This window comes from Paraburkholderia sp. 22099, from assembly GCF_052045835.1.
In the GTDB taxonomy this organism is placed as follows: domain Bacteria; phylum Pseudomonadota; class Gammaproteobacteria; order Burkholderiales; family Burkholderiaceae; genus Paraburkholderia; species Paraburkholderia terricola.
In genome coordinates this window covers 147,618-159,710 of the sequence record NZ_JBQEPU010000005.1, presented here as the reverse complement: position 1 = coordinate 159,710, position 12,093 = coordinate 147,618, and the positions used below count along the sequence as shown (strand labels likewise).

Sequence of the window (12,093 nt, the reverse complement as noted above, 5' to 3'; positions counted from 1 at the left end):
AGCCCGCCAGCGGCGGGCTTCGATGCTGCGATGCAGCGCGTCGACGCTGGGAACGACGCGCGCGCGCCGCTCCGCTCTGTTTCCTTCGACGCTTACTGCCGCTGATAAATCTCAGCGCCTTTCTTCATGAACTCGATCGACTTCACTTCCATGCCTTTCTTCAGCGCTTCGTCGTCGGTGACGCCTTGCTGCGCCGCGAATTCGCGCACGTCCTGCGTGATCTTCATCGAACAGAAGTGCGGGCCGCACATCGAACAGAAGTGCGCGACCTTGGCCGAATCCTTCGGCAGCGTTTCATCGTGGAATTCGCGCGCCTTGTCCGGATCGAGACCGAGGTTGAACTGATCTTCCCAGCGGAATTCGAAGCGCGCCTTCGACAACGCGTTGTCACGCACCTGCGCGCCCGGATGGCCCTTCGCCAGATCGGCGGCGTGCGCGGCGAGCTTGTACGTGATGATGCCGGTCTTCACGTCGTCCTTGTTCGGCAACCCGAGGTGTTCCTTCGGGGTGACGTAGCAAAGCATGGCGGTGCCGAACCAGCCGATCATCGCCGCGCCGATGCCCGACGTGATGTGGTCGTAGCCGGGCGCGATGTCGGTGGTCAACGGTCCGAGCGTGTAGAACGGCGCTTCGTCGCACCATTCCAGTTGCAGGTCCATGTTCTCCTTGATCAGCTGCATCGGCACGTGGCCGGGGCCTTCGATCATCGTCTGCACGTCGTGCTTCCACGCGATCTGCGTGAGTTCGCCGAGCGTCTTGAGTTCGCCCAGTTGCGCTTCGTCGTTCGCGTCGTAGATCGAGCCGGGACGCAGGCCGTCGCCGAGCGAGAAGGCCACGTCGTACGCCTTCATGATTTCGCAGATGTCTTCGAAATGCTCGTACAGGAAGCTTTCCTTGTGATGCGCGAGGCACCACTTCGCCATGATCGAGCCGCCGCGCGAGACGATGCCCGTCATGCGCCTGGCCGTGAGCGGCACGTATTGCAGACGCACGCCCGCATGGATCGTGAAGTAGTCGACGCCTTGCTCGGCCTGCTCGATCAGCGTGTCGCGGAAGATTTCCCAGGTCAGATCCTCGGCCTTGCCGTTGACCTTTTCCAGCGCCTGATAGATCGGCACCGTGCCGATCGGCACCGGCGAGTTGCGGATGATCCACTCGCGCGTTTCGTGAATGTGCTTGCCGGTGGACAGATCCATCACCGTGTCGCCGCCCCAGCGGATCGCCCAGGTCATCTTGTCGACTTCCTCGCCGATCGACGACGTCACCGCCGAGTTGCCGATGTTCGCGTTCACCTTCACGAGGAAGTTGCGGCCGATGATCATCGGCTCGCTTTCCGGGTGATTGATGTTGTTCGGAATGATCGCGCGGCCGCGGGCGACTTCCTCGCGCACGAATTCGGGCGTGATCTCCTTCAGACCGTCGGGGCCGAACGCGCTCGCGCCGAACGCCTGGCCCGGATGCTGGCGGCCCATCATCGCGGCGAGTTTTTCGCCGTTCGGGCCGCTCGTCTTCAGGCTTTCCAGATAGGCGGCGCGCTGCTGGTTCTCGCGAATCGCGATGTATTCCATTTCCGGCGTGATGATGCCGCGACGCGCGTAGTGCATCTGCGACACGTTGGCGCCCGCCTTGGCGCGGCGCGGCGTGCGGTGCAGGCCCTGGAAGCGCAACTCGGCGGTGGCGGGATCGGCGGCGCGTTCGCGGCCGTAGTCGCTCGTGAGACCCGTCAGCGCTTCGGTGTCGCCGCGCTCTTCGATCCAGGCTTGACGCAGCGCGGGCAGACCGGCGCGAATGTCGATCTTCGCCTCAGGATCGGAGTAGGGGCCCGACGTGTCGTAGACATAGACCGGCGGATTTTTCTCGCCGCCGAAACTGTCCGGCGTATCGGCCTGGGAGATCTCACGCATCGGCACGCGGATGTCGGGCCGCGAGCCGGTCACGTAGACCTTGCGCGAATTCGGCAGCGGCGCGACAGCGGCGGCATCGACGTGGGCGTCGGCGGAAAGGAACTTCGGATTGGCGTTCATGCTTATCTCCTGTGTCGACCAGAGTTGGCGCTGGTCCCATGCAAGGCAATGTGGGGCCGCTAAGCAGGAGATGAGATGAATGTCGTCGGAAATCGCGAGAAATGAAACCAGACCCGCTGCGAAATCCGTACGCTTCCCTGCGCTGGCATTATCCAGATCAGGTTCAAAGGGTATTTCTCACCCACGCAACACGGACCTCCAACCTCCGTGCGACGCAGGACCCCCGCGTTAGCAGCGCACACAATACACTGCGCGAGCGCTGCTTGGCAACCGTCTCGATAATTCGAACGCCGGTCGGCGGCGTACTATTCCATGAAGACCGCCGCGCGGCTGGACATGATGCGGCGCAACAGTGGCGCCTCGCACGCGTGCCGCTTACAACATGAAATCACAACGTGAAATCGTCGGCGGCTTCCGGTTGAAACAGGATTTTGTCGAGCTTCAGCACCTTCGGCGTGCCGCTCGGCGGCGTGAAGCTGATGCGTTCGCCGCGTTTGGCGCCGAGCAAGGCAAGTCCGACCGGCGAGAACACGTTCAGGCGGCCCTGCGCGAAATCCGCATTGGGCGGATAGACGACGGTCCAGGTCATGTGCTCGCCAGTGCTTTCGTCGATCAGCGTGGCTTGCGAATTCATCGTGACCACGTTGGCGGGAATCTCGCGGGCGTCGACGATCACCGCGCGTTCCAGCACGTCGTCGAGCATGTCCTGCATTTTCGCGTCGGCGCCCGGCGCGGCCGCATGCTTCTCGAGACGGGCGACGTCGAGTTCGGTGAGGTAACAGGTTTTCGTCTTTTTCATGACGGGTGCTCCAATTCAATTCAATCTGCAGGTGAGGGGACAGCGTGCGGATGAGATCGGCCCGGAGCCCGACGATGCGGCTCCGGTATAGGAGGGAGCAGCGTTAGATCGGGCGCCGGGCGGCGGGAAGCGGGAGCGTTCGGGACGGCTCGCCGGCATGGCACCGTGCGACGTCCGCGCACGCGTACCCGGTCGCGCCGCGGCGGCGCAAACGGGTGAAGGCACGGTAAGTCGGAAAGCGCATGAGAGTAGCCGGCAAGGTCGAAAGAAAGAGGTTCGCACAAGCGCCGCAAGACAGGGAACCGGCGCGATGGAAGACCCATGTTAGCACGGGCCATGCGCCGTTCAGTCTCTCAGTTCGATGTCGGGCGATGCGCGGCGTCAGACAAAAAAATTCAAAACGGGGTGTCATAACCCACCGCATCGTTCGACAAACGTGCAGACCCTGTTGGCGCACGTCATGCAAACCTTCCGCCGCGCGGCAAGCCGCGGAATTCGCCGCTTGCCGTTGATCGCGCCGCGGCCTTCGTTCACGGAGAATCTCATGGCAACTTCTCATGCATTGCGCGAAAGCGCGCCGCCCGCCAAGCCGCAAAGCGGCGCGATTCATCCGCTGTGGGTGCGCGTCACGCATTGGCTCAACGCACTCGCGGCCATCGTGATGATGCTCTCCGGCTGGCGCATCTACAACGCCTCGCCGATCTTTCCGGGCTTTCGTTTCGCGCCGGAAATCACGCTCGGCGGCTGGCTCGGCGGCGCGCTCCAATGGCATTTCGCGGCGATGTGGCTGCTGGTCTTCAACGGTCTCTTGTATCTCGCGCTGAATCTCGCGAGCGGGCGCTTCGTGCGCAAGTTCTTGCCCATCTCGCCGCGCGCCGTGCTGCACGACCTCATCGCCGCGCTGACCGGCAAGCTCTCGCACGCCGATCTGCGCGTCTATAACGCGGTGCAGAAATTCGCCTACCTGTTCGTCGTCTGCGACCTGATCGTGCTGGTGCTGTCGGGCCTCGCGATCTGGAAGTCGGTGCAGTTTCCGCTGCTGCGCGAACTGATGGGCGGCTACGACAACGCACGCATCGTCCACTTCTTCGCGATGTCGCTGATGGCGGCGTTCATCGTCGTGCATCTGGCGATGGTGGCGCTCGTGCCGCGCTCGCTCGTCGCCATGCTGCGCGGACGTTGAGCCGCTTACGCCAAGCCCGAGGATACCGAATCATGAACAAGCCCAATCCAGAATCCGCTCGGCCGACCGGCCATCGGCTCGACCGCGAGTCGATCCTGATCGACGCCCGGCGCGAACTCGCGATGCCGTCGCGGCGCCTCTTCGGCAAACGGCTGCTGACGCTCGGCGGTTTGTCGATGTTGACCGGCTGCTCGCTGACCGACGACGAATCGGTCAACACGTTCCTCACGGCCGTATCGCGCCTGAACGATCGCGCGCAAGCCGCGCTGTTCGATCCGAAGCAGCTTGCGCCGACCTACACCGAAGCGCAGATCACCCGGCCGTTTCCGTTCAACGCGTACTACGGCATCGACGAAGTGCCCGAGGTCGACGGCGCCGGCTACAAGCTGAAGATCAGTGGACTCGTGACCGGCCAGCGCGTCTGGAGCTTGCCCGAGCTGTATGCGCTGCCGCATGCGGAGCAGATCACGCGGCACATTTGCGTGGAAGGGTGGAGCGCGATCGGCCGCTGGGGCGGCACGCCGTTCGCCGATTTTCTGCGGCGCATCGGCGCGGACACCAGCGCGAAATACGTCGGCTTCAAATGCGCCGACGACTACTACGAAAGCATCGACATGCCGACCGCGCTGCATCCGCAAACGCTCCTCACGTTCGAATACGACGGCGAGCGTCTGCCCGCGAAATACGGCTTCCCGATGAAGCTGCGCATGCCGACCAAGCTCGGCTACAAGAACCCGAAGCACATCGTCGAGATGTTCGTCACCAACACGTATCCTGGCGGCTATTGGGTCGACCAGGGCTACAACTGGTTCGGAGGCTCCTGACGCGCGCGGGTCGCCGCATGCCGCATCCCGATGCGCGACCCCAGGCGGCAGAAGCTTCGGAAACACGCCGGCATGAGCAAGGCGCCGGCTCTATTCATTCACGACAACGGAGTCATCCCATGAAGAAGTTCGCAATCGCAGCAATCGCCGTCGCTTTCCTGACCAGCGGCGGCGCGGCATTCGCGCAGGCAAGCGGCGCGATGTCCAACGATTCGATGTCGCATGACGCGATGTCGAAGGATTCCATGTCGAAGGACGGCATGAAGAAGGACGGCATGAAGAAGAAGCACGACAAGATGAAAAAGGACGGCGACGCGATGGGCATGAAGCACGAAGCGTCCGGCGCAATGGCGAACTGAGCGCGCTGTTCGATGCCCGCCGCATAGCCCGAAAGGGCTTGGGGCGCGCGCGCTGAAAGCCGGGGAAACGTCCCCGGCTTTTTTGTTGCGGACACGCAAAAAATTACGATTCTTTCGCACGGCGCGGTGGGCGCTTACTGCATAATGCGATGCGCGCCCAACATTGGACGCGTGTCAGCCGTGGAGCGATTTCCTTCGACCACCGCGGCGTTGTGGCCCCTTTGGCCATCTATCGTCTTCTCGTTCCACCAACATGTCCGCCAGCCTCGCCCGTCAGACCGCATCGCCGATGCGGTGTCCGCCATCCCGCCACGGGGTCTTCAGCGGGGGCGCGGCGCCTCGAGCGGCATGGGCGGGTTGAACGCATGTCGTCGCAACTTCCCAGCCTTTTTTCGCGCCTTGTCCCGGGTGGTTTTTCCATCCGTTTGCCGCAGTCGCGCAACGGACAGATCGCGCTCGCGCTCGCCGTCGTCTACCTCGTGTGGGGCTCGACGTATCTCGCCGTGCACGTCGCGCTCGGTTCGTTCCCGCCGCTGCTGCTGTCCGGTCTGCGCAACCTGTTTGCCGGCGTAGGGCTTTTCATCTTCGCGGCGCGCCGCAATCCGGTCTGGCCGAGCGCCGCCGAGATCGGCAATGCGGGACTCGTCGGCACGATGCTGGTGGGTTTGTCGAGCGGCATGCTGGCCTATGGGATGCGCACGGTCGGCACCGGCACCGCGGCGGTGATGGTCGCGACCGTGCCGCTGTTCGCGACGGTGATCGCGGCGGTGGCGGGGCGCAAGATCGGCCGGGGCGAGTGGTTCGCAGTCGGCCTCGGGCTGGTCGGCATCGCGATCCTGAGCCACGGCGACGAAACGCCGGGCTCGGCGGGCGGCAGTCTCGCGATTCTGTGCGGCGCGCTGTTCTGGGCCGGCGGCGCGCATCTGGCCGGGCGGCTGAAGCTGCCCTCGGATCTGTTCCTGTCGACCTCGCTGCAAATCGGCCTGGGCGGCGCGATGTCGACGCTGGTCGCGCTGGTTTCCGGTGAACGGATGCTCGAAGTGCACTTTCTGCCGCTGCTGGCGTTCATCTACCTGATGCTGATCGGCACGATGACCGCGTACGTCGCGTACGGCTTCCTGATCCGGCACACGAGCCCGATCATCGCCAGCAGTTGCATGTACGTGAATCCGGTGGTGGCGGTGGCGCTCGGCGCGCTGCTGCTCGGCGAGCCGGTCACGCGCTCGACGGTGATCGCGACCATCGTGATTCTGGCGAGCGTGGGCCTGTCTTTCTGGTTCGATTACCGGAAGAAGGCGCTCGCCTGAGCGTGTGCGAGGCGCCGCCGCAGTGGCGCGGCGGCGCGAATACGACAGCACGACAGCACGACAGCACGACAGCACGACAGCACGACAGCACGACAGCACGACAGCACGACAGCACGACAGCACAAACCACCGCGGCGCATTCCCTTCAGCATCAAAGCGCCGCCGCCACTTCCGCGCCTTCGCGAATCGCGCGTTTGGCATCCAGTTCCGTCGCGACTTTCGCTCCGCCAATCACGTGATAGCGCGGACTCTGCGTCTCCACGGACCTCTCCGCCGCAACCACGCCCGCCGCCGCGGCCCGCGGCAGCAGATCGCGCAGCGATTCCTGCCCCGCGCACACGACGATCGTGTCCACATCCAGCCATGCCTCGACGCCCTCACGCGCGATCTTCAAACCGCGCGCGCCGATCTCCAGATACGACACGCCGCCGAGCATCTTCACGCCGTTCCTTGCGAGCGTCGCGCGATGCACCCAGCCGGAAGTCTTGCCGAGCCCCATGCCGAGCTTGCCGGCCTTGCGCTGCAACAGCCAGATTTGCCGCGCCGGCTGGGGCGGCGCCGGCGTTTTCAGGCCACCGCGCTCACGCACCGCGAGATCGACGCCCCATTCATCGAGCCACGCATCGCGCGACATCGGCAACGGCTCGCCCGGACGATGCAGCAGGAACTCGCTGACATCGAAGCCGATGCCGCCCGCGCCGATCACCGCGACGCGTGCGCCGACCGGCGCGCCGCGCAGCACGTCGACGTAGGACAGCACGTTCGGCCCGTCAATGCCGGGAATCGCCGGCCGCCGCGGCACGATGCCGGTGGCGACGATCACGTCGTCGTAAGCGCCCGCGGCGAGCAGCGCGGGATCGACGCGCGTATCGAGCCGCACGTCGACGCGATGACGCTGCAACTGGCTCTGAAAATAGCGGATCGTTTCGCCGAATTCCTCCTTGCCCGGCACGCGCATCGCCAGATTGAACTGGCCGCCGATGGTTGGGCTCGCATCGAACAGCGTCACGCGATGCCCGCGCGAGGCCGCCACCGTCGCCGCCGAGAGTCCCGCCGGACCCGCGCCGACCACCGCCACCGAGCGCACCGCCGGTCCTGAAACGGTCCGATAGACCAGTTCGGTCTCGCGTCCGGCACGCGGATTCACGAGACACGTCGCGCGCTCGTTCCTGAACGTGTGATCGAGGCAAGCCTGATTGCAGGCGATACAGGTGTTGATTTCGTGCGCGCGTCCCTCGGCGGTCTTCACGACGAACTCGGGATCGGCCAAGAGCGGCCTCGCCATCGAGACCAGGTCGCCGGCTCCCTGCGCGAGCAGTTCCTCGGCGACCTCGGGCGTATTGATGCGGTTCGACACGATCACCGGCACCTTCACGGCGGCCTTCAAGCGCGCGCTGAGCGAGGCGAAGGCCGCGCGCGGCACCGAGGTCACGATGGTCGGCACGCGCGCCTCATGCCAGCCGATGCCCGTGTTGAACATCGTCACGCCGGCCGCTTCGAGCGCCTTTGCGACCTGCACGGTTTCGTCCCACGTGTTGCCGCCTTCCACCAGATCGATCAACGAAAGACGGTACACGACGATGAAGCGCTCGCCGCACACCGCGCGCACCTGTTCGACGATCTCGCGGGCGATACGCATGCGGTTCTCGATGCTGCCGCCATAGCGATCGTCACGACGATTGGTGCGCGGGCAGAGGAACTGGTTGAGCAGATAACCTTCGCTGCCCATGATCTCGATGCCGTCGTAACCGGCGCGCTGCGCGAGACGGGCGCAGCGCGCATAGTCGCGCACGGTGCTCGCGATGCCGGCGAGGCTCAGCGCGCGCGGCTTGAACCTCGAGATCGGCGATTTGATAGCGGACGCCGATACGACGAATGGCTGATAACCATAGCGGCCCGCATGCAGGATCTGCAGCGCGATCTTGCCGCCTTCGGCATGCACGGCCTCGGTCAACAGCCGATGATTGCGCAGATCGAACACGCTGTTCAACGTGCCGCCGAACGGCAGCAGCCAGCCTTGCCGATTCGGCGAGATGCCGCCCGTGACGATCAGCCCCACGCCGCCTTTCGCGCGCTCGCGGAAATAGGCGGCCAGCTGCGGGTAATGCCAGAAGCGGTCCTCCATGCCGGTGTGCATCGAGCCCATCACCACGCGGTTGCGCAAGCGGGTGAAGCCCAGGTCGAGTTCGGCGAGTAAGTGTTGGTAAGACATGCAGGGCGCCGTGTAAGTATTGGATGCGCACGAACAATACACCGCTCGCTCGGCCAACCTTCCGAGGAAACTTTCTAATCCTCGCAATGCATTGTCCCGTAAGACATTCCCAAGCCGCCGTAAGCCATGGCGTCCCCTGCGGCACACGCATTGCTCGTTGCGAGCGTCCATCGACATGGACCGCGCCGTTCGAAAAACAGGCGCGATGTGAGACAGGGATAGGAGGGGCAGCTTCGTTTCGACAGAGCCGGCGAGAACCATTCCAACGATCAACGAGCACGGTTGCGCACGGCGTGACATTCGAGGTGGCACGCCCGCAAATCAATGGGTCCAGCGCCCAACATCGATATAGGTGAATACAAATGAAACTAATCCGAACCATGACGGCTCTGGTTGCCGTCGCAGCAGTTCTGAGCGCATGCGGAGGCGGCTCCGACGACGTCGGCAAGGAACTCGGACTGACCAATCCGCAGATCCATTTCATCCACGCGATTCCGAGCGGGCCGGCATTGGACTTCATCGTGAACGGCACGGCGCCCTCGGGACAAACCAACGTCGCCTATAAAGGCGTGACCAATTTCACCAACATCAACACGGGTTCGACCTCGGTCGCCTACGCGGCGACGGGCACGACCACCGCGCTCGCGAGCGGCACCTTCCCCAATGTCGCGAAGGGTCACGAATACACGGTGCTGGCTTTGCCAGGCTCAAGCGCGCCGGATATCGGCCTGATCGACGATCCTTTCGACAAGGGCCTGCTGTCCAATAGCGCGCGTTTGCGCGCGTTCAACGCGTCGGCGAACGCGACCAACCTCGACCTGTATCTGGTTCAGTCCACCAACACCAACATCGCCGGCATGTCGCCGACGATGGCGGGCGTGGCGTTCAAGAACGCGGTGCCGCCGACCGGCCAGGATTCGATCTACGTGTCCGGCGGCACCTACGTGCTGATCGCGACCGTGGCCGGCAGCAAGACGCCGATCTTCCAGTCGGCGTCGTTCACGCTGTCGAACAATGCCGACTGGCTGGTGACCTCGGTGCCGATCGCCGGCACGCTGAGTCAGCTCGTGCCGGGGCAGATCCATCTGCTGGTGGCGCAGAACGGCAACACGAGCACGCCGAGCGTCGAGTTGACGAACACGCTGACGGGGCAATGAGCGCGCCAAACCTGCGCATGGCCGCGGCCGATGTGAACTAACACACGCGGCGAACGCATGCGATAGGCGACAAGCGCCAGGGGAGGACGGGGCGGCGATCCACGCGAGTGGATCGCCGTTTTGTTTGCAAGGCCGCCAGCGAATGCAACGGCGTGCTGCGTACTGCGCGCTGCCATAAAAAAACCGCCGCGGTTTCCCGCGGCGGGCTCTGGAGATCCGGCATGACCCGGCGCCGCTAGACGCCTGGCGCTCGATCCATTGCAAGCTGCTTATTTGGCTTTTTCGGCCGAATTCGTAATGGCGCTGCCGCCCTTCGAAATGTCCTCGCCGGCTCCCGAAATGGTGTTGCAACCGGCGAGTGCGGCCGTCCCTGCAATGAGAAGCAAAGCGATCAGTCGATTCATGAAAGTTCTCCTTGTCGAGAATGCATCGGTTGATGTTGTCGTCCGACGGTGGCGTGAGCCGGTCGGCCCGGTCTGATTGCATGTTAAAAAATGAGCGGGGACGGCGCTGTCGGTTGCGCTGCGATTTTGCTGTAGGCGTGCTCCGGTGTTTGCGTCGGCGCACTCCTACAGAAGTTCTCGCGTCTCCCGCAGCGCGTGGCTACACCGAGGTTTTCGACGGCGCCGCCGCGCTGGCGTTGGGCATCACCACGTGGATATCGGTGCCGTTCGGCACGCCGCGCCGGATGTCGAAGCGTCCGCCATGCGCGGCGACGCGCTGACGCATGCCGAGCAGCCCGTGAGTGTGCGTGCGCTTCAGATCGGCGGGCGTGATGCCGACGCCGTTGTCGGCAATGTGCAGCGCCACTTCGCCGTCGCCGACCTGCAACGCGATCGACACCTTCGAGGCGCGCGCGTACTTGGCGGCGTTCGTGAGCGACTCCTGCGCGACCCGGAAGAGCGCGATCTCCGTCTGCTCGTCGAGCTGGATATCGTCGGCGGGCAGGTGCAGATCGAGCATCCAGTTGTTGCGCTGCACGGCTTCGTCGGCGAGCGTGCGCAGCGCGGTGACGAGCCCGAAGTTCGCCAGCACCGTGGGTCGCATGTCTTCGATAATGCGGCGCTTGAGCGCGATGCCCTGGTCGAGATTGGCGAGCGCGCGCTTCAGCTTCTCCGAGACATCCGGCTCGCTGTTCTTCAGCTTGCGGTTGGCCCACGCCACGTCCATCTTGCTCGCGGTCAGAATCGCGCCGAGTTCGTCGTGCAACTCGCGCGCGAGCTGGGTCTTTTCGTTTTCGCTGACCGCCTGCAAGTGCCAGCCCAACGCTTCGAGCTGACGGGTGCGTTCATTGACGAGCTGATCGAGTTCTTCCTGCTGCGTGATCAGTTGACGCTGCACGCGCGCCTGACGGTCGATCTGTATGCCGAGATTGCGAAACAGCAGGATGAACAGCACGATGTTCAGCGCCGACAAGCCGGCCGCGCACAGCGTGGAGATGCGCTGATCGGCGCGGCTCGCGGCGAGCGCATGCTGCGCGCGGCGCTCCTCGTTGTCGCGCAGCAGCGTGAGCGTGCTGTCGATCAGCGAGGCGTCGACGGCGCCGGCCTTGCTCGTGCTGCCGCAAGCGCTGAGATCGAGGGCATGCGCCGCGACCTGTTGCATCGCGGCAGCGCCCGCCCCGATGCGCGCCTCGATCAGCGCCGCGACCTGCGCGAAGCTCGCCGACTCGGCGCTGTCCGCCTTGCCGCCGTGGTAGAAGCCGCTCAACTGCCGCCCGCTCTGGCGAATCCGTGCGGCGGTCGCGCAAAAATCCCGCGCGGCCGCGTCCTGCTTCGTCAGAAGAAACCGGTCTTGCTGCGCGCTCAGATGCGCCACCTGGCTCGCGAGCATGCTCAACTGCACGGTGACGTCGCGCGCCTCGAGCGCGGTTTCGTATTCGGCGGCGATGCGCTCGCGCGCCGTCTCGAGAATCACGAGGCCGCCCACGGTGATGACGATCGCGACCGTCATCGCGATCGCCCAACTGCGATTGCGCATCCAGGCGCTGAGCCGCGCCGCGGCGCCTGGGTGCTGCCCGTTCGACACGTTCTGCATATCTGACACGTCGGGTTCCTGGCTCGGAGCTTCAGTGTAACGTCGCGCGGCTCAAGGCAGGCGGCGTAACGCTGCCGTAATCGAATGTCAGCGGATTCTCACACGAAAACCGGAGCGCGTCGGAATGCGCGCGCCGTCGACGACCGATAGGATGAACGTGGTCGTTCAACCGTTTTGCAGGAGGAAGCCAT

At 64.5% G+C, this 12,093-nt stretch carries 10 protein-coding genes and 1 riboswitch; of the genes, 5 read left to right on the top strand and 5 right to left on the bottom strand.

What is annotated here, in order from left to right; translation table 11 throughout:
* Nucleotides 1-92 precede the first annotated feature (92 nt).
* Together thiC and ACTJLC_RS07175 are read right to left on the bottom strand one after the other, a co-directional pair.
* Nucleotides 93-2,024: a phosphomethylpyrimidine synthase ThiC gene (thiC, locus tag ACTJLC_RS07180; RefSeq protein WP_073430511.1), complete on the bottom strand. Its 1,932-nt coding sequence runs from the start codon at nucleotides 2,022-2,024 to the stop codon at nucleotides 93-95.
* Between the two features lie 116 nt (nucleotides 2,025-2,140).
* A riboswitch (TPP riboswitch) is annotated at nucleotides 2,141-2,259 on the bottom strand.
* 153 nt (nucleotides 2,260-2,412) lie between these two features.
* The gene (locus ACTJLC_RS07175; RefSeq protein WP_073430510.1) at nucleotides 2,413-2,823 is read right to left on the bottom strand and encodes a GreA/GreB family elongation factor; all 411 of its coding nucleotides are present in this window, start codon (nucleotides 2,821-2,823) and stop codon (nucleotides 2,413-2,415) included.
* Between the two features lie 544 nt (nucleotides 2,824-3,367).
* On the opposite strand from ACTJLC_RS07175, the gene ACTJLC_RS07170 reads away from it, so the two are divergent.
* The 4 genes from ACTJLC_RS07170 (at nucleotide 3,368) to ACTJLC_RS07155 (ending at nucleotide 6,496) form a co-directional block, all read left to right on the top strand.
* Nucleotides 3,368-4,006, top strand: coding sequence for a cytochrome b/b6 domain-containing protein (locus tag ACTJLC_RS07170; RefSeq protein ID WP_073430561.1), 639 nt, complete (start codon nucleotides 3,368-3,370; stop codon nucleotides 4,004-4,006).
* 32 nt (nucleotides 4,007-4,038) lie between these two features.
* Nucleotides 4,039-4,830 (top strand): molybdopterin-dependent oxidoreductase, encoded by a 792-nt coding sequence (locus tag ACTJLC_RS07165; protein WP_073430509.1) that lies wholly within the window; start codon nucleotides 4,039-4,041, stop codon nucleotides 4,828-4,830.
* Nucleotides 4,831-4,949: 119 nt separating this feature from the next.
* On the top strand, nucleotides 4,950-5,189 hold the full coding sequence (locus ACTJLC_RS07160; RefSeq protein ID WP_073430508.1) for a pentapeptide MXKDX repeat protein: 240 nt from the start codon (nucleotides 4,950-4,952) through the stop codon (nucleotides 5,187-5,189).
* 365 nt (nucleotides 5,190-5,554) lie between these two features.
* The gene (locus ACTJLC_RS07155; protein WP_073430507.1) at nucleotides 5,555-6,496 is read left to right on the top strand and encodes an EamA family transporter; all 942 of its coding nucleotides are present in this window, start codon (nucleotides 5,555-5,557) and stop codon (nucleotides 6,494-6,496) included.
* 151 nt (nucleotides 6,497-6,647) lie between these two features.
* Here the strand turns inward: ACTJLC_RS07155 and ACTJLC_RS07150 are convergent, their stop codons facing one another.
* Nucleotides 6,648-8,708 carry an NADPH-dependent 2,4-dienoyl-CoA reductase gene (locus ACTJLC_RS07150; RefSeq protein ID WP_073430506.1) on the bottom strand — a complete coding sequence of 687 codons (2,061 nt, stop codon included), beginning with the start codon at nucleotides 8,706-8,708 and terminating at the stop codon, nucleotides 6,648-6,650.
* A 362-nt stretch (nucleotides 8,709-9,070) separates the two neighbouring features.
* Between ACTJLC_RS07150 and ACTJLC_RS07145 the strand changes: the two genes are divergently transcribed.
* Complete coding sequence (locus tag ACTJLC_RS07145) at nucleotides 9,071-9,865, top strand: DUF4397 domain-containing protein (RefSeq protein ID WP_073430505.1); 795 nt, start codon at nucleotides 9,071-9,073, stop codon at nucleotides 9,863-9,865.
* A 269-nt stretch (nucleotides 9,866-10,134) separates the two neighbouring features.
* Here the strand turns inward: ACTJLC_RS07145 and ACTJLC_RS07140 are convergent, their stop codons facing one another.
* Nucleotides 10,135-10,269: an entericidin A/B family lipoprotein gene (locus ACTJLC_RS07140; RefSeq protein WP_073430504.1), complete on the bottom strand. Its 135-nt coding sequence runs from the start codon at nucleotides 10,267-10,269 to the stop codon at nucleotides 10,135-10,137.
* Nucleotides 10,270-10,468: 199 nt separating this feature from the next.
* Nucleotides 10,469-11,902 (bottom strand): sensor histidine kinase, encoded by a 1,434-nt coding sequence (locus ACTJLC_RS07135; protein ID WP_084561448.1) that lies wholly within the window; start codon nucleotides 11,900-11,902, stop codon nucleotides 10,469-10,471.
* Between the last annotated feature and the right edge of the window lie 191 nt (nucleotides 11,903-12,093).

What these genes read in the sequence shown, in the direction of transcription:
- thiC (WP_073430511.1), bottom strand. Translation starts at nt 2,024, where the DNA reads ATGAACGCCAATCCGAAGTTCCTTTCCGCCGACGCCCACGTCGATGCC.
- ACTJLC_RS07175 (WP_073430510.1), bottom strand. Translation starts at nt 2,823, where the DNA reads ATGAAAAAGACGAAAACCTGTTACCTCACCGAACTCGACGTCGCCCGT.
- ACTJLC_RS07165 (WP_073430509.1), top strand. Translation starts at nt 4,039, where the DNA reads ATGAACAAGCCCAATCCAGAATCCGCTCGGCCGACCGGCCATCGGCTC.
- ACTJLC_RS07135 (WP_084561448.1), bottom strand. Translation starts at nt 11,902, where the DNA reads ATGCAGAACGTGTCGAACGGGCAGCACCCAGGCGCCGCGGCGCGGCTC.
- ACTJLC_RS07140 (WP_073430504.1), bottom strand. Translation starts at nt 10,269, where the DNA reads ATGAATCGACTGATCGCTTTGCTTCTCATTGCAGGGACGGCCGCACTC.
- ACTJLC_RS07145 (WP_073430505.1), top strand. Translation starts at nt 9,071, where the DNA reads ATGAAACTAATCCGAACCATGACGGCTCTGGTTGCCGTCGCAGCAGTT.
- ACTJLC_RS07150 (WP_073430506.1), bottom strand. Translation starts at nt 8,708, where the DNA reads ATGTCTTACCAACACTTACTCGCCGAACTCGACCTGGGCTTCACCCGC.
- ACTJLC_RS07170 (WP_073430561.1), top strand. Translation starts at nt 3,368, where the DNA reads ATGGCAACTTCTCATGCATTGCGCGAAAGCGCGCCGCCCGCCAAGCCG.
- ACTJLC_RS07160 (WP_073430508.1), top strand. Translation starts at nt 4,950, where the DNA reads ATGAAGAAGTTCGCAATCGCAGCAATCGCCGTCGCTTTCCTGACCAGC.
- ACTJLC_RS07155 (WP_073430507.1), top strand. Translation starts at nt 5,555, where the DNA reads ATGTCGTCGCAACTTCCCAGCCTTTTTTCGCGCCTTGTCCCGGGTGGT.